The sequence below is a fragment of the Streptomyces sp. NPDC057682 genome, from assembly GCF_042799575.1.
Taxonomy (GTDB): domain Bacteria; phylum Actinomycetota; class Actinomycetes; order Streptomycetales; family Streptomycetaceae; genus Streptomyces.
The window spans coordinates 377726-397208 of the sequence record NZ_JBHVIN010000006.1; the positions used below are offsets into that span (position 1 = coordinate 377726).

Here is a 19483-nt window from a genome sequence, read left to right on the forward strand (position 1 = left end):
GCCGGTCCGGGCCCCGCCGCGCATCGGGCCGCCGCCGCCCGCGCCCGGCGCGCCGCCGGCGGGCGCCGCGGCCGCGGCCCGCGGCGCTTCCCGTCCGGTCGTCCTCGTCGATGCCGGCAGCGCCGCACCCCGTGGCGCGGTGGTCCGCGCCCCCACGCGCGCGCCCCACCTCTGTTGCCAGGTCATGCACGGCACCCGCGAGGGGGGACGGAGCATGTGACTGGTCCATGGCCTGCCGACTAGCCCTTCTTCGGGCGGGGGGTCGGAGGCGAGAGGAGCAGCGCGGAACCGCCGCCGAGGAGGGCGAGGTACGCGCACTCACGCGAGTCCCGGTAGAAGCCTTCGGCCTCGCCCGGGTTGAGGGCCTCGTCGAGGTCCAGCTCGATGTCGGTGGCAGTGGTTTCCGTGGTGTACATGGTGGTGCCCCGTCCTGTAGGAAATGGGGGTTGCCGTACGTTCCGAGTGGAATCCACGGAATGCGCCTCCGCAAATCGAAGGGCCCGGAACGTGGAGTTCTTCATTCAATTGAATGATGAATTCAGAACTCCGCGACAAGGCGCTGACCTGGGATGAACGCCCATTCCTCTCATCGGACAGGGGGTAGTGCGCGGGGCGCATTCAGCGTTTCCCGGCGCACTACCGACAGGTCCTTCAGAGCCGCTCGATGATGGTGACGTTGGCCTGGCCGCCGCCCTCGCACATGGTCTGGAGGCCGTAGCGTCCGCCGGTGCGCTCCAGTTCGTGCAGGAGCGTCGTCATCAGCTTGGTGCCGGTGGCGCCGAGCGGGTGGCCGAGCGCGATGGCGCCGCCGTTGACGTTGACCTTCTCCGGGTCGGCGCCCGTCTCCTTCAGCCAGGCCAGCACCACCGGGGCGAAGGCCTCGTTGATCTCCACCAGGTCCATGTCGTCGATGGACATCCTGGCCTTCTTCAGCGCGTACGCCGTGGCCGGGATGGGCGCGGACAGCATCCGGATCGGGTCCTCGCCGCGCACCGAGAGGTGGTGGATCCGGGCCCGGGGCGTCAGCCCGTGCTCGGCCACGGCCCGCTCGGAGGCGATGAGCAGCGCGGAGGCCCCGTCGGAGACCTGGGAGGAGACTCCCGCGGTCAGCCGGCCGCCCTCCACGACGGGCTTGAGTCCGGCCATCTTCTCCAGCGAGGTGTCGCGGCGCGGCCCCTCGTCCACGGTGACGTCCCCGTAGGCGACGGTCTCTCGGGCGAAACGCCCCTCGTCGATGGCGCGCAGGGCCCGCCGGTGCGACCGCAGGGCGAAGTGCTCCATGTCCTCGCGGCTGATCCCCCACTGCTCGGCGATCAGTTCGGCGCCGTGGAACTGGTTGACGGGGGCGTCGCCGTAGCGGGCCCGCCAGCCCTCGGAACCGGCGTACGGGCCCTCGGTGAGGCCGAGGGGTTCGGCGGCCTGCCGGCTGGCGAAGGCGATGGGGATCATCGACATGTTCTGGGTGCCGCCGGCGACGACCAGGTCCTGGGTGCCGGACATGACGCCCTGGGCGGCGAAGTGGACGGCCTGCTGGGAGGAGCCGCACTGCCGGTCGACGGTGGTGCCGGGCACCTCCTCGGGCAGGCCCGCGGCGAGCCAGGCGGTGCGGGCGATGTCGCCGGCCTGCGGGCCGACGGTGTCCAGGCAGCCGAAGACCACGTCGTCGACGGCGGCCGGGTCGATGCCGGAGCGCTCGACCAGCGCCTTGATGACATGGGCCCCGAGGTCGGCGGGGTGGACGGCGGACAGACCGCCCTTGCGGCGGCCGACCGGGGTGCGGACGGCTTCGACGATGTAGGCCTCGGCCATGACTGCTGCTCCTTGGATGAGGGGTGGTGAGGGCGGGGTCAGATGCGTGCGGTGATGCCGGAGAGCACCATCGACAGGTACTGCCGGGCGATCTCCTCCGGGCTGTGGGTGCCGCCGGGGCGGTACCAGGAGGCGGCGACCCAGACGGTGTCGCGCACGAAGCGGTGGACGAGCCGGACGTCGAGGTCGGCACGGAAGGCGTGTTCGGCCACACCGCGCTCCAGGGTGCGCAGCCAGGCGTTCTCGAACTTGTGCCGGGAGTCGGCGAGATGGGCGAAGCGCGGCTGCGCGGCCAGGTGTCGGAACTCCTTCTGGTAGATCGCGACCGCGGGTCCGTGCCGGTCGATCTGGCGGAAGGACTGGGTGACGAGTCCGGCGATGGTCTCCCTCGGTCCGAGCCGGGCGGCGAGCACGGTGTCGTAGCCGGTCCACAGCTCGTCCAGGAAGGCCGTGAGGATCTCGTCGAGCATCGACTCCTTGGAGTCGAAGTGGTAGTAGAGGCTGCCGGCGAGCAGGCCGGCCTCGTCCGCGATGCGGCGGACGGTCGTGGCGTTGTATCCCTGGGCGGCGAACACCCCGGCGGCGGTGGCGAGGAGTTCGGCGCGTCGCTCGGCGTTGGGGGTCGGGGTGATCGCCGTCACGCCCTCTGGCTGCTGACGGAGACGGTCTCCCCCGTCATGTACGAGGAGTAGCCGCTGGCCAGGAAGACGATGACGTTGGCGATCTCCCAGGGTTCGGCGTAGCGGCCGAAGGCCTCGCGTTCGGTGAGTTCGGCGAGGAGTTCGGGGGTGGTGACCTTCACCAGGTGGGGGTGCATGGCCAGGCTCGGGGCGACGGCGTTGACGCGGACACCGAAGTCGGCGGCCTCCAGGGCGGCGCAGCGGGTCAGGGCCATGACGCCCGCCTTGGCGGCGGCGTAGTGGGCCTGGCCGCGCTGGGCGCGCCAGCCGATGACGGAGGCGTTGTTGACGACGACGCCTCCGGCGGCACGGTCCTTGAAGTGGCGCAGTGCGGTGCGGGTGCAGCGGAAGGTGCCGTTCAGGGTGACGTCGAGGACCTTGGTCCACTCCTCGTCGGTCATGTCGACGAGGTCGGCGGTGCCGCCGAGTCCGGCGTTGTTGACGACGACGTCGAGGCCGCCGTGGCGTTCGACGGTGAGGGCGAACAGGGCGTCGACCTGGTCCTGGTCGGTGACGTCGCAGGCCAGCGCGGCGACACGGTCCGCGCCGAACTCCTCGGCGAGGGCGTCGGCGCTCTGCGAGAGGCGGCGCTCGTGGGCGTCGGAGATGACGATCCGGGCGCCCTCCTCCAGGAACCTGCGGGCGGTGGCCCCGCCGATTCCGGCGCCCGCGGCGGCGGTGATCACCGCGGTGCGTCCGTCCAGGAGGGAGTGGCCCGGCACATAGGGCGGCTGGGTGGTCACGGGCGGATCTCCTTGGGCAGGCCGAGGACGCGCTCGGCGATGATGTTGCGCTGGATCTCGTTGGATCCGGCGTAGATGGTGTCGGAGCGGGAGAAGAGGAACAGCCGCTGCCAGTCGTCCAGTTCGTACGGGGCCGCCGGGGCGGTCATGCCGCCGGCGCCGAGGACCGCCATGGCCAGTTCGCCGAGTTCGCGGTGCCAGGTGGCCCAGAAGATCTTGCCGATGGACGCCTCGGGCCCGGGGGCTCCGGCCGCGACGCCGTCGAGCATGCGCAGGGCGTTGCAGCGGATGGTCTCCAGGCCGGTCCACGCGCGGGCCAGGCGGTCGCGGATCAGCGGATCGTCGGCGGCGCCGTTGCTGCGGGCCACGTCGATCAGGGTCTCCAGCTCGCGCCGGAAGCCGACCTGCTGACCGAGCGTGGAGACACCGCGCTCGAAGCCGAGGGTGGCCATGGCGACCTTCCAGCCGTCGCCCGGCGCCCCGACCACATGGTCCGCGGGGGTGCGGGCCCGGTCGAAGAAGACCTCGTTGAACTCCGAGGTGCCGGTGAGCTGCTGGATCGGCCGGACCTCGACCCCGTCCTGGTCGAGCGGGACCAGGAGATAGGAGAGTCCGGCATGGCGGACCGATCCGGGTTCGGTCCGGGCGACGACGAAGCACCACTGGGACTCGTGGGCCAGTGAGGTCCAGATCTTCTGTCCGGTGACGACCCAGTCCCCACCGTCCCGTTCGGCCCGGGTCCGCACATTGGCGAGGTCGGAACCGGCGTCGGGCTCGCTGTAGCCCTGGCACCACAGCTCCTCCGCGGCGACGATCGGCGGCAGGAACCTGGCCCGCTGCTCGGGGGTGCCGAAGGCCACCAGGGTGGGCCCGAGGAGCTGTTCGCCGATGTGGTTGACGCGGGCGGGCGCGTCGGCCAGGGCGTACTCCTCGTGGAAGGCGACCTGCTGCTCGATGGTCGCGCCCCGGCCGCCGTACTCCTCGGGCCAGCCCACACAGGTCCAGCCCTCGGCCGCCATGTGCCGTTCCCAGGCGAGCCGTTCGGCGAAGGCCTCGTGCTCGCGGCCGGGTCCGCCGCGGCCCCGCAGGCCCGCGAAGGCACCCGTGAGGTGGGCGGCCAGCCAGCCGCGGATCTCGGTGCGGAACTCCTCGACGCTGCTCATGGGGGTACGTTAATCTACCAAACACTTGTTAGGGAAGGAGGGGCCGATGTCCGCTGCCCCCGACGAACCGGTGCGCTACGAGAAGCGGGGCCCGGTCGCGATCGTGACCATGAACCGGCCCGCGTACCGCAACGCGCAGAACTCCGCGATGACCTACGCCCTGGACCGGGCGTTCTACCGCGCGGCCGACGACGGCGAGGTGAAGGCCGTCGTCCTGGCCGGTGCCGGCGAGCACTTCTCCGCCGGCCACGACATCGGCACCCCCGAGCGCGACGCGCATCTGCCGTTCGAACGCCGGGCGGGCCTGTGGTGGGACCACTCCGACAAGGAGGGCGCGGAGAGCCGCTTCGCCCGGGAGTCCGAGGTCTACCTCGGCATGTGCCGCCGGTGGCGCGAACTGCCGAAACCGCTGATCGCGTCCGTGCAGGGCGCCTGTGTGGCCGGCGGGCTGATGCTCGCCTGGGTCTGCGATCTGATCGTCGCCTCCGAGGACGCCTTCTTCGCCGACCCGGTGGTCCGCATGGGCATCCCCGGCGTCGAGTACTTCGCCCACCCCTGGGTGATGCCTCCGCGCATCGCCAAGGAGTTCCTGTTCACCGGGGACCGGATGAGCGCCCGGCGGGCGTACGAGGTGGGCATGGTCAACCGGGTGGTGCCCCGGGCCGAACTGGCCGGGCACACCGAGGAACTGGCCCTGCGCATCGCCGAGATGCCGCGCCTGGGCCTCGCCCTCACCAAGCGCGCCGTCAACCAGGCCGAGGACCTCCAGGGCCTGCACACCGGCATGGACTCGGTGTTCGGCCTGCACCACCTGGCCCACGCGCACAACGCCGAGACCGCGCCCGACGCGCTCGGCGGCATGGACATCCGGGCGATGAAGAAGGCGAGCGGCTGATGGACCTGGCATTCGACGCGGCCGACGAGGCGTTCCGCTCCGAGGTGCGGGCCTGGCTTGCCGCGCACGTACCTGCCTCCCCCCTGCCGTCCCTGGAGACCGCCGAGGGCTTCGCCGCCCACCGGGAATGGGAGGGCGTGCTGGCCGGTGACCGCTGGTCGGTGGTCTCCTGGCCCGAGGAGTTCGGCGGGCGCGGCAGCTCCCTGCTGCACTGGATGATCTTCGAGGAGGAGTACTACGCCGCCGGCGCGCCCGGCCGGGTCAGCCAGAACGGCATCAACCTGCTGGCCCCCACCCTCTTCGAGCACGGCAGCGCCGAACAGCGCGCCCGGGTGCTGCCCCCGATGGCGCGCGGCGAGGTCATCTGGGCCCAGGCCTGGTCCGAGCCGGAGTCCGGGTCCGATCTGGCCTCGCTGAGGTCGCGCGCGGTGCGCACGGAGGGCGGCTGGCTGCTGAGCGGTCAGAAGACCTGGTCGTCGCGGGCCGCCTTCGCCGACCGGGCCTTCGGCCTCTTCCGCAGCGACCCGGACGCGGACAAGCCGCACCGGGGACTGACGTATCTGATGTTCCCCCTGGACGCCGAGGGGGTGACGGTCCGGCCGATCGGCCGGCTGGACGGCAAACCGGCCTTCGCCGAACTCTTCCTCGACGAGGTGTTCGTCCCCGACGAGGACGTCATCGGCGAGCCCGGCCAGGGCTGGCGGGTGGCCATGAGCACCACCGGCAACGAACGCGGGCTGACCCTGCGCAGCCCCGGCCGGTTCACCGCCGCGGCCGACCGGCTCACCGCCCTGTGGCACGCGCACGGCGACCCCTCGGACACGGCGCTGCGCGACCGGGTCGCCGACGCGGTGATCGGGGCCCGCGCCTACCGGCTGTTCTCCTATGCGGGCGTCTCCCACGTTCTGCACGGCGAGGGCGGGCCCGCCGGGGCCGCGTCCAGCCTCAACAAGATCTACTGGTCCGAACTGGACATCGCGCTGCACGAGACGGCGCTCGATCTGCTCGGCCCGTACGGCGAACTCGCCGACCACGCCGCCGAATCGCCCGCCGGCGGCGGCTGGGCGGAGGGCTACACCTTCTCCCTGGCCGGGCCCGTCTACGCCGGCACCAACGAGATCCAGCGCGACATCATCGCCGAGCGGCTGCTCGGCCTGCCGAAGGGACGCCGGTGATGCGCTTCTTCCCCGACGCCGAGCAGCGGGAGTTCGTCCGCTCCCTCGACGCCCTGCTGACCTCCGCCGGCACCCCGGCCGTGATCCGGTCCTGGGCCGCCGGAGACCACGCACCGGGCCGGGACCTCTGGACCCGGCTGGCCGGGGCGGGGGTGTTCGCCCTGGCGGTGCCCGAGAAGTACGACGGATTCGGACCCCTCCCCGTCGAACTGGCCCTCGCCTTCGAGGTGCTGGGCCGGCACGCCGTGCCCGGTCCGCTGGTCGAGACGGTGGCCGCCGCCGCCCTGCTGGACCGGCTCGGCGACGACGGCGAGGCCGCCGCGCGGCTGCCCGGCATCGCGGCCGGCACCGCGCTCGTCTCGCTCCGCCCGGCCGGACCCGGCCCGTACGCCCTGGACTCCGACGCGGCGGACACCGTCCTCGTGGTGGAGGGCGACACCCTGCTCCTGGCCGAGGGGATGGGGCCGGTACAGCCCTCGGCCGATCCGGCGCGGCGGCTCGCACGGCCCACGGGCGGCACGGTCCTGGCCACCGGGCCGTCGGTGACGGCCGCCGCCGCGCACGCGGCCGACGTCGCCGCGCTCGCCACGGCCGCCCAGTGCCTGGGGCTCGGCCGGACCCTGCTGGCCCGCACGGTCGCCTACGTCACCGGGCGCACCCAGTTCGGCGTGGCGATCGGCTCGTTCCAGGCGGTCAAGCACCGGCTGGCGGACACGCTGCTGGCGCTGGAGTTCGCCGAACCGCTGGTGCGGGGCGCCTCGCTGGCGCTCGCCGCCGGGGAGCCGGACGCCGGACGGGACATCGCCGCCGCCAAGGTCACGGCCGGCGAGGCCGCCTACGGGGCGGCCCGCGCCGCGCTCCAGCTGCACGGCGCCGTCGGCTACACCGATGAACTCGACCTGTCGCTGTGGATCCGCAAGGCCCGGCCGCTGCGGGACGCCTGGGGCACCCCGGCCGCGTGCCGGGCCCGCGTCCTGGCCCTCTGACCGCATGCCGAAGGGAGCAGCCCGATGAGACTGACGCAGGAGCAGGACGAACTGCGCGCCGCCGTGCGCGCGGTACTGGAGCAGCACCCGGGCAACGCCGCCTGGAAGCCGCTGGCCCGGCAGATCGGCGCGGCGGGACTGGCCGTGCCCGAGGAGTACGGCGGGGCGGGCGGCGGCGCCCGGGACGTGCACGTCCTGATGGAGGAGCTTGGCCGCGGCCTGAGCCCGCTGCCCTTCCTGGGCTCGGCGGTCCTCACCGCCGGGGCGCTGCTGTCCTCCGGGGACGCGGCGGCGTGCGCGCGGCTGCTGCCGGGCCTCGCCGAGGGCACCTCGGCCGGCACCCTGGCCTGGGCGGAGGAGGGGTCCTGGGAGACCGGGGCGGTCCGTGCCTCGGCGGTGCCGGGGCCGGACGGGGCCTGGCTGCTGACCGGGACGAAGGAGCACGTCCTGGACGGGCCGGAGACCGGGGTGCTCCTGGTCGCGGCCCGGACCGGGGCCGGGGTGTCGCTCTTCGAGGTGGCGCCCGGCGCCGCCGGGGTGCGCCGGGAGCCCGTCGTCACCATGGACGCCACCCGGGCGCTGGCACGCTGGGTGCTCGACGGTGCCGAGGCGCGGCTGCTGGGCACCGACGGCGACGGCGGACGCGTCCTGGAGCACGTACGGGACCTGGCCTGCACGGCCCTGGCGGCGGAGCAGGTGGGGGCGGCGGAGCGCTGTCTCGAACTCACCGTCGCCTACGCGCGGGACCGGGTGCAGTTCGGCCGGCCCATCGGCTCCTTCCAGGCCGTCAAGCACCGGCTGGCGGACGCCTACGTCCTGGTGGAGTCGGCGCGTTCGGCCGCGCTCGGTGCCGCGTTCGCGGCGGACGAGGACCCGGGCGCGCTGCCGCGGGCCGCGGCCGTCGCGAAGTCCGTGTGCTCCGAGGCGTTCTCGGCGGTGGCCGGCGAGACGATCCAGCTGCACGGCGGGATCGGGATCACCTGGGAGCACGACGCCCACCGCTACTTCAAACGGGCCCACGGGACCGGCGAGCTGTTCGGCCCGCCGGCCCTCCACCGCGCCCGGCTCGCCGACGGGCTCGGACTCGTCGCGGCGCGCTGACGCCCACCCCCGTTCCCGACAGAGAGGCTCCTTCACCATGGACATCGGCACCCCGCTGGACTTCACCGGGCGCGTCGTCCTGGTCACCGGCGGCACGAAGGGCATCGGTGCCACCATCGCCACGGCGTTCCTGGCGGCGGGCGCGGACGTGGTCGTCTGCGGGCGCTCCGCCCCGAAGGCCCTGCCCGAGGCGGCGGGGCGGCGCGCCGTCCTCGTCCCGGCCGACGTGCGCGATCCGGCGGCGGCCGGGGCGCTGGTGGACGCGGCCGTGGAGCGCTTCGGCCGCCTCGACGTGCTCGTGAACAACGCGGGCGGCTCCCCCGACGCGGACGCGGCGACCGTCTCGCCGCGTTTCGTGGAGAAGATCGTGGCGCTCAACCTCCTCGCCCCGTTCTATGTGGCCCAGGCCGCCCACCGGGTGATGGCCGGTCAGGACGGCGGCGGCTCGATCGTCAACATCGGCAGCGTCTCCGCGCACGACCCGCAGCCCGGGACCGCCGCGTACAGCGCCGCCAAGGCCGGACTGCTGGGCCTGACGAAGGCCCTGGCCCTGGAGTGGGCCCCGGCCGTCCGGGTCAACCACATCACGACGGGGCTGATCCGCACCGAGAGCGCGGCGTCGGTCTACGGCGCGGACGGCGGTGCCTCGGTGGCTGCGGTCGTCCCGATGGAGCGGATGGCGGTGCCCGGCGATGTGGCGGGCGCGTGTCTGTTCCTGGCGGGCGGACTGGCCGCGTACGTCAACGGGGCGGACCTCGCGGTGCACGGCGGCGGGGAGTTCCCGGCCCGCTATCTGGCGGCGAAGTCCGCCGACGGGGCGGTGTAGCCACCGCCGGACCCACCGCCCCCCGGCCGGTCCGGAGGGGGTTTTCCCCCGGCCGCGTCGACCGGGTGGCCCGATGGTGACGGGCCACCCGGACTCCTAGCGTCGTGCGCGTACCCCCGCCCGAACAGAGGAGCACGATGCGCGTCATCCGTCCGGCCACCCTGGGCCTCGGCCTCGCCTGTTTACTCGCGGGCGGCCTCCCCGCGTCCGCCGTCTCCGCCGAACCGGCCCGCCCGTCCCTGGTCTGGGGGCCCTGCTCACCGCAGCAGACGGAGTTGCGGGACGCGGGCGCCCTCTGCACGAAGGTGACCGTGCCCCTCGACCACGCCGACCCCGGGGGCCCGTCGATCGAGATCGCCGTCTCGCGCGTCGCGGCGACGGGGGCGCCCGGAAAGCGCCGGGGCATCCTGCTGTCCAACCCGGGCGGCCCCGGCGGCACGGGCCTGGCCCACACCCTGTATCTGCGGCCCGCGTTGGGGAGGGCCGCCGAGAACTACGATCTCATCGGCTTCGATCCCCGCTTCCTCGGCGAGTCCACGCCCGTCACCTGCGCCCCCGCCTCTCCCGCGCCCGCCCCCGGGCCCACCACGTCCCGGCGCGCCGAGTTCGACCGGTCCGTACGCGACGCCCGGGACACCGCCCGCCGCTGCCGGGAGCACGGTGACAACGCCCGGCTGCTGCCGCACGCCACCACCCGGGACGTCGCCCGCGACATGGACGCGATCCGCGCCGCGCTGGGCGAGCCCAGGCTCTCGTACTACGGCGTCTCGTACGGCGCCGATCTGGGCGCCGTCTACACCCAGATGTTCCCCCGCCGCGCCGACCGGATCGTCCTGGACTCGTCGACGGACCCCGCCGCCACCCAGTACGAACTGTTCCAGCGGGCCGGCCGCCCCTTGGAGGACGGGCTGGACGACTGGGCCAGGTGGACCGCGCGGCACGACGCGGTCTACCGGCTCGGCACCACACCCGCCGAGGTCCGCGCCCGGGTCCAGCGGCTGCTGGACGGGGCGGAGCGCCGGCCGGTCGTGGTCTCCGGTGTGCCCCTCACGGCACCGCTGGTGCGCCTGGTGCTGCGGCAGTTCGTGCAGCACACGGAGTACGACCCGGCGCTGGCCGCCACGGTCCGCGACCTGATTGACGCCGCGGCGGGCCGGCCGGTCGAGCCCGGACCGGACCTCGCCGCGATGCTCGGCCTGCTCTCCTCGCCCGACCTGGCGGACAGCATGCTCGGCGGGGCGCTCTTCATGTGCGGTGACCGGGGCTGGCCCGCCGGGGGCTGGCCGAAGGACCCGGAGACGTACTGGCGGAACATGGAGCGCAGCCGCGCGGACCAGCCCGTCTTCGGTCCGCTCGTGAACGGGATGACCGCGCCCTGTGCCTTCTGGACGAGCACGTCCCGCGAACCCGCCACGGTGATCGGCAACGGCGTGGACGTGCTGATGCTCCAGGCCCGGTACGACAACAACGTCCCGTACGAAGGGGCCCTGGCCCTCCACCGCCGGCTGACCGGCTCGCGGCTGGTCACGGCGGACATCCGGTCGCACGGCGTGTTCGGCCGGGGGCTCGACGGCCTGACGCCCATCCCCTGCGCCGACCGGGCCGTCGTCGCCCATCTGCGCGACGGCACGCTCCCCGCGTCCGACACGGTCTGCCCCCGGACCGAGGTGGTCCGGTGATCAGCCGACGCGGAAGCCTGGCCGGCGCGGCCGCCCTGCTCACCGGGGCGTCGACCGCCCCGGCCGCCGCGAACGGGCAGCGCGGGGGCGCCGGTGCGCGGAGCCGTCTCCAGCACGACGTGGACGCCGTCCTCGCCACCGGTGCCACCGCCGTCCTCGCCGAGGTGCGGGACGCGACCGGCCGGACGACGGCACGGGCGGGGCGCGCCGATCTGTCCGGACCGGCGCGCCCGGTGCCCCCGGACGCGTACTACCGCCTGGGCAGCGACACCAAGACGTACACGGCCGTGCTGGTCCTCCAGCTGGTCGCGGAGGGACGCCTCTCGCTCACCGACACCGTCGAACGGTGGCTGCCCGGCGCGGTGCGGGGCGCGGGGAACGACGGCCGCCGGATCACCGTGGCGCATCTGCTGCGGCAGACCAGCGGGCTCAACGACTACCTCGCCGTCTCCCCCGACGCCGCCGACGCCTTCACCCCGGACGGTTACCGCCGCGCCCGCTTCCGCTGCACCGCCCCCGCGGAGCAGCTGACGGCGGCCGTGTCCCGGCCCCCGCTCTGGCTGCCGGACGCCGCGCACCCCGAACGGGAGCGGCGCTTCGGGTACTCCAACACCAACTACGTGGTGGCCGGTCTGCTCGTCGAGCGGGTCACGGGCCGTTCCTGGGCCGAGGAGCTCCACGACCGGATCATCGAACCGCTGGGCCTGCGCCACACCCTGACCCCGGGCACCTCGCCCTATGTCCCGGAGCCCACCGCCACCGCGTACACCTGGTTCCCGGACGCCGACCGGCCCACCGACACGACCCTGGCGTCCGGCGGATGGGCGGACGGCGGGGTGATCGGCACCACCCGTGACCACACCGCCTTCCTGCGCGCGCTGATGGGCGGCCGGCTGCTGGGCCCGGCCCAGCTCGCCGCGATGAAGGAGACGGTGCCCGCCGACGACTGGATCGGGGTGCCCGGGGTCCGCTACGGGCTGGGCATCGCCTGGCGCCCGGTGGCGGGCAGCCGCGAGGGCGTCTGGTTCCACGGCGGTACGCATCTGGGGGCGGTGTCCGAGAGCGGGGTGACGCCGGACGGGTCGCGGGCCGTGGCCTGTGCGGTCTTCACCCTGCGCATGGGCGATCCGGCGCAGGACGCCCAGGACGCGGCCGGGCGGCGGCTGGTCGACCGGGCGCTGACGGGGCGCTGAACCGGACCCGGGCCGGGGCACCGCCGCTGGTGACGGGTGCCCCGGCCTCGGGTTATCCCCACCTCTGTTCCACCAGCGGTCGCCATGGTCCGGGCCCGGCGTGATCCGTAGCGTCGGGGTCATCGGCTCGGCGGATCACGAGAGGACGGACATGAGGAAGCGCGGCGGCGAAGGACGGCGGACGGACGAGGGGCCGGAGGCCCGGGAGGCCTCGGCGCCCGCCGTCGAACTGCGCGGGGTGCGGCGGCGGTACGGGCGCGGCTCCGGTGCGGTGCACGCCTTGGCCGGCATCGATCTGGTCCTGCCGCGCGGCACGTTCACGGCGGTGATGGGCCCGTCCGGGTCGGGCAAGTCCACGTTCCTCCAGTGCGCCGCCGGGCTCGACCGGCCCTCCGAGGGCTCGGTGCGCCTCGGCGGTACGGAGATCACCGGCATGGGCGAGACCCGGCTGACCGAGCTCCGCCGCAGCCGCGTCGGCTTCGTCTTCCAGGCGTTCAACCTGCTGCCGTCGCTCACCGTGGAACAGAACGTGCTGCTGCCCATGCGCCTGGCCGGGCAGCGCCAGGACCGGCGCCGGGCGGCCGATGTCCTGGCCCGGGTCGGGCTCGCCGACAAGGCGCGGCGCCGCCCCGGCGAGCTGTCCGGCGGCCAGCAGCAGCGCGTGGCCGTCGCCCGCGCCCTGGTCACCGACCCGGACGTGATCTTCGCCGACGAGCCGACCGGCGCCCTCGACACCGTCACCGCCGCCGAGGTCCTCGGTCTGCTCCGGCAGGCCGTCGACGCGCTCGGGGCCACCGTCGTCATGGTCACCCACGACCCGGCGGCGGCCGCCTGGGCCGACCGCGTGCTGTTCCTCGCCGACGGTGCCCTGGCCGGCTCGCTCGACCGTTCCCCGGCCGAGCGGATCGCGGCGCGCATGGCCACGCTCGCCCACCGCTCCGGCCCGCTCGCGGGGGTCGCGGCATGAGGTTCGGCCCCAACGGACTGGCCCGCGCGGCCGTCCGCTTCAAACCCGCGTCCTTCGCGGGGACCTTCGTCGCGCTCATGATGGCGGCGCTGATCGTCTCGGCCTGCGGCATCCTCCTGGAGACGGGCGTCCGCGCGTCGGTGCCGCCCCAGCGGTACGCGGGAGCGCCGGTCGTCGTCGCCGCGGACCAGTACGCCCGTCTCGTCACGGGCAGCGGTGACAGCCGGTCGGAGTCGGCGGTGCCGCTGCCGGACAGGGCCCGGGTGGACACCGCGCTGGCCGGGCGGGCGGAGCGCGTGCCGGGGGTCGCCGCGGCCGTTCCCGACCTCACCTTCCCGGTGCGGCTGGGCGAGGGCGCGCTGACCGGCCACGGCTGGGGCTCGCATCTCTTCACCGGGACCTCGCTGACGTCCGGCACCGCGCCCCGGGCGGGCGAGGTCGTGCTGGACGCGGCGGCCGCACGCGCCGCGAAGGCCGGTCCCGGGGACACCGTCACCCTCGAAACGGCGGCCGGGCGGGCGGACTTCCGCGTCTCGGGGCTCGCGGCCCCGGGTCCGGGCGAGACGGCCGAGGGGCCGACGGCCTGGTTCTCCGACGCCCGGTCGCCCGCGCTGGCCGGTCATCCGGGCCGGGCCGACGCGATCGCCGTCCTGGCTCAGGACGGTGGCTCCGCCGAGCGGGACACCGGTCTCGCCGCCGGGGTGCGCAAGGCGCTCGCCGGCACCGGGGCCGAGATCCGCACCGGTGACGGCCGGGGCGCCGTCGAGAACAGCGGACTGGCCTACGCGGAGGAGACGCTCACCGGTCTCGGCGGATCGTTCGGCGGGATCGCCGCACTGGTCGCCGTCTTCACGATGTCCGGCACCGTCGCGCTCTCCGTCGCCCAGCGCGCCCGGGAGTTCGCGCTGCTGCGGGCGATCGGGGCGACACCGCGCCAGATCCGCCGCGCGGTCGCCTGCGAGGCGCTGCTCGTCGCACCCCTCGCCGGGCTGATCGGCTGTCTGCCGGGGATCGGGCTCGCGCACTGGTGGTTCGGGCAGTTGAAGGAGCGCGGCGCGGTCCCGGACGCCGTGGAGCTGCGCGTCTCGTGGATCCCGCTCGTCGTCGCCGTCTCGGCGGGGCTGGTGACCGCGCTGGCCGCCGGCTGGGCGGCCGGTCGCCGGCCCGCGCGGATCAAGCCGGGCCGGGCGCTGGCCGAGGCCTCGGTGGAGCGGTCGCGTCCCGGCGTGATCCGTACCCTCATCGGGCTCGGCGCCCTCGTCGGCGGCGCGTTCTTCACGGTCTTCGCCGCCCGTTCGGCCGGGGACGACGCCGCGAACGCCGCACTCGGTGTCGTGATGCTGTTCATGCTCGCCGTCGCCCTGCTGGGCCCGCTGGTGGCACGGCTGTGCGCCGCGCTGCTCGGGCTCGCCCTGGACGCCCGCGGCGACGCCCCGGCCACGCTGGCCGCCGCCAACTCCCGTACGAACGCCCGCCGGCTGGCCTCCGCGATCACACCGATCGTGCTGGCCACGGCCTTCGCCTCGACGCTCACCTTCATGCACACGAGCGAGAGCCGCGTCGCGGCCGGACAGGTGCGCGCGGGCACGACGGCGGACCATGTCGTCACCCACCCCGCCGGGCTGTCCGCCGACGCCGTCGGCCGGGCCGCCCGCACGCCCGGTGTGCAGGCCGCCGTGGGCTTGCTGGACACGCAGGTGCTGGTGCCCGTCGGATCGGGCGGTGACCGCTGGCTGCAGGGTGCGGCGGCCCAGGGGGTCACCGGGTCCGGTGCCCTGCTCGGGCGGGTGCAGGACCTCGATGTGCGCGACGGCGGCCTGGACCGGATCGGCGCGGGACGGATCGCCGTCGACCGGATGCTCGCCCGGTCGGCCGGGGTGGAGGTGGGCGACCGGCTGCCGATGTACCTCCCCGACGGCACCCGGACCAGCCCCGAGGTCGTCGCGGTGTACGGCAGGGGCATCGGGCTGGCCGCCGTCACGATGGACCGGGCCGCGCTGGACGGACACGTCACGTCCGGCTTCGCCACCACGCTCCTGGTACGGGGCGGGGACGCGAAGGCCCTCGCCCCGCTGGGCACGGTCACGGACGCCTCCGGCTACGCGGTGGGGACGACGGCCGACCGCGAACTCAACGCCTGGGCCAACTACACGATGGCCGCGGTACTCGGCGGCTTCGCCGCCCTCGCCGCCGTCAACACCCTCGTGATGACCGTTCTGGACCGCCGCCGCGAACTCGGCATGCTCCGCCTCGTCGGCGCCACCCGGCGTCAGGTGATGGCCATGCTCCGCTGGGAGGGCCTGCTGGTGGCGGTGGCCGGCCTCGCGCTGGGCACGGCCATCGCCGCGGCCACCCTGTTCCCGATGGTGCGCGGTCTGACCGGGGAGTCCCCGTACGTCCCGCCGCTGGTGTACGGGTCCTTCGCCGCCGCCGCGGTGGGGCTCTCGCTCCTGGCGGTCCTGCTCCCGGCGCGCGGCGCGCTCCGCGCCCGGGAGGGCTGAGGGCTCAGACCAGGTTGTCCTCGACGGTGAGGCCGAAGGCGCCGCGCCCGTACATGGCCAGGGCCCGCTCCACGTCGTTGGCGACGTGGACACTGCCGGCGTGGGCGTCGCGCCAGGCGCGTTCGACGGGGTTGCCGCGCCGCAGGGCGTTGCCGCCGGCCGTCTTGAAGAGCAGGTCGATCGCGGCGACCGCCCGTTCGGTGCCCCGGACCTGGTCGCGCCGGGTGCGCAGCCGCAGTTCCATGGGGATCTCGTCGCCGGCCGCGGCCAGTTCGTACAGCTCGTGCAGATTGCGGTCCATCTGGAGGACGGTGGCGTCGATGTCGGAGGCGGCCCGAGCGATGGCGACCTGGGCGAAGGGGTCCTCGGTGAACCGCCCTCCGCCCAGGCTGAGCCGGACGCGCTCCTTCATCCGGGTCACGTACGAGGCGTAGCCGCCGGACACCGCCCCGATCACCGGGGCGGTCACGGCGCAGGTGAACACCGCGCCGAACGGCAGCCGGTAGAGCGGCCCGGGGTTGATCTGCTGGCCGGGCACCTTCAGCCGGGCCTGCTCGTAGTTGCGGAGCACCCGGTGGGCGGGGACGAACGCCGATTCGACGAGGATGTCGTTGCTGGCGGTGCCGCGCAGCCCGACCACGTCCCACATGTCCTCGATCCGGTAGTCGGAGCGGGGCACCAGCACGGTGAGGAAGTCCACCGGCCGGCCCTGGGCGCCGGTGACGAGGGCGCCCAGCATCGCCCAGCCGGCGTGCTCGCAGCCGGAGGAGAAGCTCCAGCGGCCGGTGAGCCGGTAGCCGCCGTCGACCGGTTCGAGCCGTCCGACCGGGGCGTACGCGGAGGAGATCCGGGTGTCCGGGTCCTCGCTCCACACCTCTTCCTGGGCCTCCTGCGGGAAGAGGCCGAGCTGCCAGGCGTGGACGCCGAGGACCGACGCCACCCAGCCGGTGGAGCAGCAGACGGCGGCGAGCGCCCGGACCACCTCGTAGAACCGGACCGGATCGGCCTCCAGCCCGCCGTAGCGGGCGGGCTGGAGCATCCGGAAGACTCCGGCGCCGGTCAGCTCGCGGATGGTGGCGTCCGGGATCCGCCGCTGCTCGTCCGTCGTCCCGGCCCGCTTCTCGATGGCCGGCAGCAGTGCGCGTACCTTCTCCAGGACCTCGTCGCTCATGGTCCGTCCTTCCTGCCTCGTGTCAGTGCGTCCGCAGGGCGGACTTGTCCACCTTGCCGGTGGCGTTGCGCGGAAGGGTCTCGACGACCACGACCTCGCGGGGGACCTTGAAGTTGGCGAGCCGGTCACGGCAGTGGCCGGTCAGCTCGTCCGGGCGGGTCCCGGCGCCCGGACGGAGGGTCACGTACGCCCGGCCGACCTCGCCGAGGCGGGGGTCGGGCACCCCGATCACGGCGGCCTCGGCGACCGCGTCGTGTCCGGCGAGCACCTGTTCCACCTCGGCCGGGTACACGTTGAACCCGCCGACGACGAACATGTCCTTGGACCGGCCGGTGATCATCAGGTTGCCCCGGTCGTCGAGCCGGCCGACGTCCCCGGTGTCCAGCCAGCCGTCGGCGTCGAGGGCCGCGGCGGTGGCGGCCGGGTCGTCGAGGTAGCCGAGCATCACGTGGTAGCCGCGCACCAGGATCCGGCCGTCGCGTCCGGCCGGGAGGGGCTGCCCGTCCGCGTCGGCGATCCGGACCTCGGTGCCGTCGATCGGGCGGCCGGCCGTCAGCGCGACGGTCTCCGCGTCGTCGTCGGCGGAGCAGACGGTGACGGTGCCGCAGGTCTCGGTGAGCCCGTACGCGGTGAGGACCTCGGGGAAGAGTTCGGCGCGCATCCGCCGGACGAGGGCGACCGGGACGACGGAGGCGCCGGTCACCGCGAGCCGGAGCGAGGAGAGGTCGTGGCGGTCGCGGCCGGGGGCGTCGAGCAGTTCGGTGTAGATCGTGGGCGGTCCCGGGAGCACGGTGATCCGTTCGTCCTCGACGGCGCGCAGCACCCGTTCCACGTCGAAGACCGGCTGGAGGACCATGGTGGCGCCGCGCAGCAGGCAGGCGAGCACCCCCGCCTTGTAGCCGAAGCAGTGGAACAGCGGGTTGACGACGAGGTAGCGGTCCCGACCGGTGACCCCGGTGCGTGCGCTCCAGGCGCGGTACGTCGTGAGGTTCTGCCGGTGCGTGGTGAGCGCGCCCTTGGGGCGGCCGGTGGTTCCGGAGGTGAAGAGCAGGTCGGAGGGGTCGTCGGGGCGGACCGCCCCGGCGCGGGCGCGGGCCTCCTCGTCCGTCACCGCCCCGCCCCCGCGCAGGAAGTCGTCCCACGGCAGGATGCCGGGGCGCTCGACGGCGTCGAGCGTCACCACGTGCTCCAGCGCGGGCAGTCCGGGCACCGGGCCGCCGTCCCCGGCGGGCCCGTCCCCCGCGCCGAGCAGCGCGAGGTAGTCCTTGCCGAGGAAGCCGTTCTCGACGAACAGCAGCCGCACCCCGCCGCGTTCCAGGAGCCAGCGGGTCTCCTCGCCCCGGTAGCGGGTGTTGACGGGGACGAGCACCGCCCCGGCCGAGGCGGCGGCGAGTGCGGCGACCACCCAGCGGTGGCCGTTGGGCGCCCAGACGGCGATCCGGTCGCCGGGGCGGACGCCGAGCGCGATCAGGCCCTTCACGGCCTCGTGCACATGGTCGCGCAGGTCCGCCCAGCCGAGCCGGACCCCGCCGTCCACGACCGCGTCCCGGTCGGGGTGGCGGTGGGCGGCGCGGGCGAGGGCGGCGGGGACGGTGAGGGGGTGCTCGTTCTCGGTCTCGCTCATCTGCTCTCCGGGAGGGACGGGCCGCGCGCGGGGCGCCGGGCCGGGGCGGCGGGGGCCGTTCAGGACGACGGGGGCAGGAGGCGCCTGGACGCCTCGTGGGCGCCGAGCACCAGGTCGGCGCGGGGGAATCCGCTGCGCTTGACCGCGGCCCCGTCGTTGCCGCCGGCCACCAGGACGGGGCCGTCGGCGAGGTGGGCGAGCCCTTCCCGGGCGACGTCGTCCGGTTCGGCGACGTTCAGTCCGGGCAGGTCCATCCGGAGTCCGGCGCGTTCCATGGCGGGGGTGCGGGTCACGCCGAGGACCAGTTCCAGGACGTGCACGCCGTGCGGGCGCAGCTCCAGCCAGAGGCCCTCGGCGAAGACCCGGCTGAAGGCCTTGGCGGCGGAGTAGACGCTGATCTGCGCCTGGCCGAGGTAGCCGGAGAGCGAGCCGACGAGCACGATGCCGCCGCGGCCGCGTTCCTTCATCCGGGCCCCGAAGTGGTGGGTGAGGGCGAGCTGGGCGGTGATGTTGAGGTCCAGGACGCCCTGGACGCGGTCCAGGTCGCCGGTGACGAACTCGTGGCCGTAGCTGTTGGCGCCCGCGTTGAAGATCAGCAGCCCGACCTCCAGGTCCTCGGTTGCGGCGCGAACGGCGTCCGGGGCGGCGGGGTCGAGCAGGTCGAGGGCGAGGGTGCGGACCTCGACGCCCCGCGTGCGGACCCGTGCGGCGGTCTCCTCCAGGGGGCCCGGCTTGCGGGCGATCAGGACGAGGTTGATCCCGGCGTCCGCGAGCTGTTCGGCGAACGAGGCGCCGACCCCTTCGGATCCTCCGGCGACGACCGCCCACGGCCCGTACACGCTCTTGTCGACCATCAGGTCCCTCTCTCGTTCCTCGGTGGTTCCGGCCGGCGGTGCGGCGACGGTAGATCGGTGCCCGGGGGCGGCGCCGCCGGGCATCCCACTGGCCGGGACGCGGCGGACGCACCCCG

At 74.6% G+C, this 19483-nt stretch carries 18 protein-coding genes; 10 read left to right on the plus strand and 8 right to left on the minus strand.

Annotated elements, in window-relative coordinates:
- The coding region (locus tag ACFVDM_RS13800) for a hypothetical protein (protein ID WP_383637743.1) at positions 1–220 on the plus strand (220 nt) is incomplete at its 5' end.
- Between the two features lie 19 nt (positions 221–239).
- On the opposite strand, the gene ACFVDM_RS13805 is transcribed toward ACFVDM_RS13800, so the two are convergent.
- The 5 genes from ACFVDM_RS13805 to ACFVDM_RS13825 all read right to left on the minus strand — a co-directional run bounded on the left by ACFVDM_RS13805 (position 240) and on the right by ACFVDM_RS13825 (position 4395).
- Positions 240–416 (minus strand): hypothetical protein, encoded by a 177-nt coding sequence (locus ACFVDM_RS13805; protein ID WP_219569054.1) that lies wholly within the window; start codon positions 414–416, stop codon positions 240–242.
- 235 nt (positions 417–651) lie between these two features.
- Complete coding sequence (locus ACFVDM_RS13810; protein ID WP_383637746.1) at positions 652–1809, minus strand: acetyl-CoA C-acetyltransferase; 1158 nt, start codon at positions 1807–1809, stop codon at positions 652–654.
- A gap of 38 nt (positions 1810–1847) precedes the next feature.
- Positions 1848–2441, minus strand: a complete 594-nt coding sequence (locus ACFVDM_RS13815; RefSeq protein ID WP_383638040.1) for a TetR/AcrR family transcriptional regulator — start codon at positions 2439–2441, stop codon at positions 1848–1850.
- A gap of 5 nt (positions 2442–2446) precedes the next feature.
- Complete coding sequence (locus ACFVDM_RS13820; protein ID WP_383637749.1) at positions 2447–3232, minus strand: SDR family oxidoreductase; 786 nt, start codon at positions 3230–3232, stop codon at positions 2447–2449.
- On the minus strand, positions 3229–4395 hold the full coding sequence (locus ACFVDM_RS13825; RefSeq protein ID WP_383637752.1) for an acyl-CoA dehydrogenase family protein: 1167 nt from the start codon (positions 4393–4395) through the stop codon (positions 3229–3231). Before ACFVDM_RS13825 ends, ACFVDM_RS13820 begins: the two co-directional genes overlap by 4 nt.
- 46 nt (positions 4396–4441) lie before the next feature.
- Here ACFVDM_RS13825 and ACFVDM_RS13830 point away from each other — a divergent pair, with 46 nt between their 5' ends.
- The 9 genes from ACFVDM_RS13830 to ACFVDM_RS13870 all read left to right on the plus strand — a co-directional run bounded on the left by ACFVDM_RS13830 (position 4442) and on the right by ACFVDM_RS13870 (position 15718).
- Positions 4442–5290 (plus strand): enoyl-CoA hydratase, encoded by an 849-nt coding sequence (locus ACFVDM_RS13830; RefSeq protein WP_383637755.1) that lies wholly within the window; start codon positions 4442–4444, stop codon positions 5288–5290.
- Positions 5290–6465 carry an acyl-CoA dehydrogenase family protein gene (locus ACFVDM_RS13835; protein WP_383637758.1) on the plus strand — a complete coding sequence of 392 codons (1176 nt, stop codon included), beginning with the start codon at positions 5290–5292 and terminating at the stop codon, positions 6463–6465. Before ACFVDM_RS13830 ends, ACFVDM_RS13835 begins: the two co-directional genes overlap by 1 nt.
- Positions 6465–7451 carry an acyl-CoA dehydrogenase family protein gene (locus ACFVDM_RS13840; protein ID WP_383637761.1) on the plus strand — a complete coding sequence of 329 codons (987 nt, stop codon included), beginning with the start codon at positions 6465–6467 and terminating at the stop codon, positions 7449–7451. The genes ACFVDM_RS13835 and ACFVDM_RS13840 overlap by 1 nt, the downstream gene beginning before the upstream one ends.
- A gap of 24 nt (positions 7452–7475) precedes the next feature.
- Positions 7476–8552: an acyl-CoA dehydrogenase family protein gene (locus ACFVDM_RS13845; RefSeq protein WP_383637764.1), complete on the plus strand. Its 1077-nt coding sequence runs from the start codon at positions 7476–7478 to the stop codon at positions 8550–8552.
- 37 nt (positions 8553–8589) lie between these two features.
- Positions 8590–9378, plus strand: coding sequence for an SDR family oxidoreductase (locus ACFVDM_RS13850; protein WP_383637767.1), 789 nt, complete (start codon positions 8590–8592; stop codon positions 9376–9378).
- Between the two features lie 137 nt (positions 9379–9515).
- Positions 9516–11057 (plus strand): alpha/beta hydrolase, encoded by a 1542-nt coding sequence (locus tag ACFVDM_RS13855; RefSeq protein ID WP_383637770.1) that lies wholly within the window; start codon positions 9516–9518, stop codon positions 11055–11057.
- Positions 11054–12250, plus strand: coding sequence for a serine hydrolase domain-containing protein (locus ACFVDM_RS13860; RefSeq protein ID WP_383637773.1), 1197 nt, complete (start codon positions 11054–11056; stop codon positions 12248–12250). The genes ACFVDM_RS13855 and ACFVDM_RS13860 overlap by 4 nt, the downstream gene beginning before the upstream one ends.
- A gap of 151 nt (positions 12251–12401) precedes the next feature.
- Positions 12402–13217, plus strand: a complete 816-nt coding sequence (locus tag ACFVDM_RS13865) for an ABC transporter ATP-binding protein (RefSeq protein ID WP_383637776.1) — start codon at positions 12402–12404, stop codon at positions 13215–13217.
- A complete protein-coding gene (locus ACFVDM_RS13870) occupies positions 13214–15718 on the plus strand; it encodes an FtsX-like permease family protein (protein ID WP_383637779.1) in 2505 nt (834 codons plus the stop codon). The genes ACFVDM_RS13865 and ACFVDM_RS13870 overlap by 4 nt, the downstream gene beginning before the upstream one ends.
- A gap of 4 nt (positions 15719–15722) precedes the next feature.
- On the opposite strand, the gene hsaA is transcribed toward ACFVDM_RS13870, so the two are convergent.
- From hsaA to ACFVDM_RS13885, 3 genes are read right to left on the minus strand one after another with little or no spacing between them, the layout of a single operon-like run.
- The gene (gene hsaA, locus ACFVDM_RS13875; RefSeq protein ID WP_383637782.1) at positions 15723–16889 is read right to left on the minus strand and encodes a 3-hydroxy-9,10-secoandrosta-1,3,5(10)-triene-9,17-dione monooxygenase oxygenase subunit; all 1167 of its coding nucleotides are present in this window, start codon (positions 16887–16889) and stop codon (positions 15723–15725) included.
- A gap of 22 nt (positions 16890–16911) precedes the next feature.
- Positions 16912–18513 carry a FadD3 family acyl-CoA ligase gene (locus ACFVDM_RS13880; protein WP_383637785.1) on the minus strand — a complete coding sequence of 534 codons (1602 nt, stop codon included), beginning with the start codon at positions 18511–18513 and terminating at the stop codon, positions 16912–16914.
- Positions 18514–18572: 59 nt separating this feature from the next.
- Positions 18573–19367, minus strand: coding sequence for an SDR family NAD(P)-dependent oxidoreductase (locus tag ACFVDM_RS13885; RefSeq protein WP_383637788.1), 795 nt, complete (start codon positions 19365–19367; stop codon positions 18573–18575).
- Between the last annotated feature and the right edge of the window lie 116 nt (positions 19368–19483).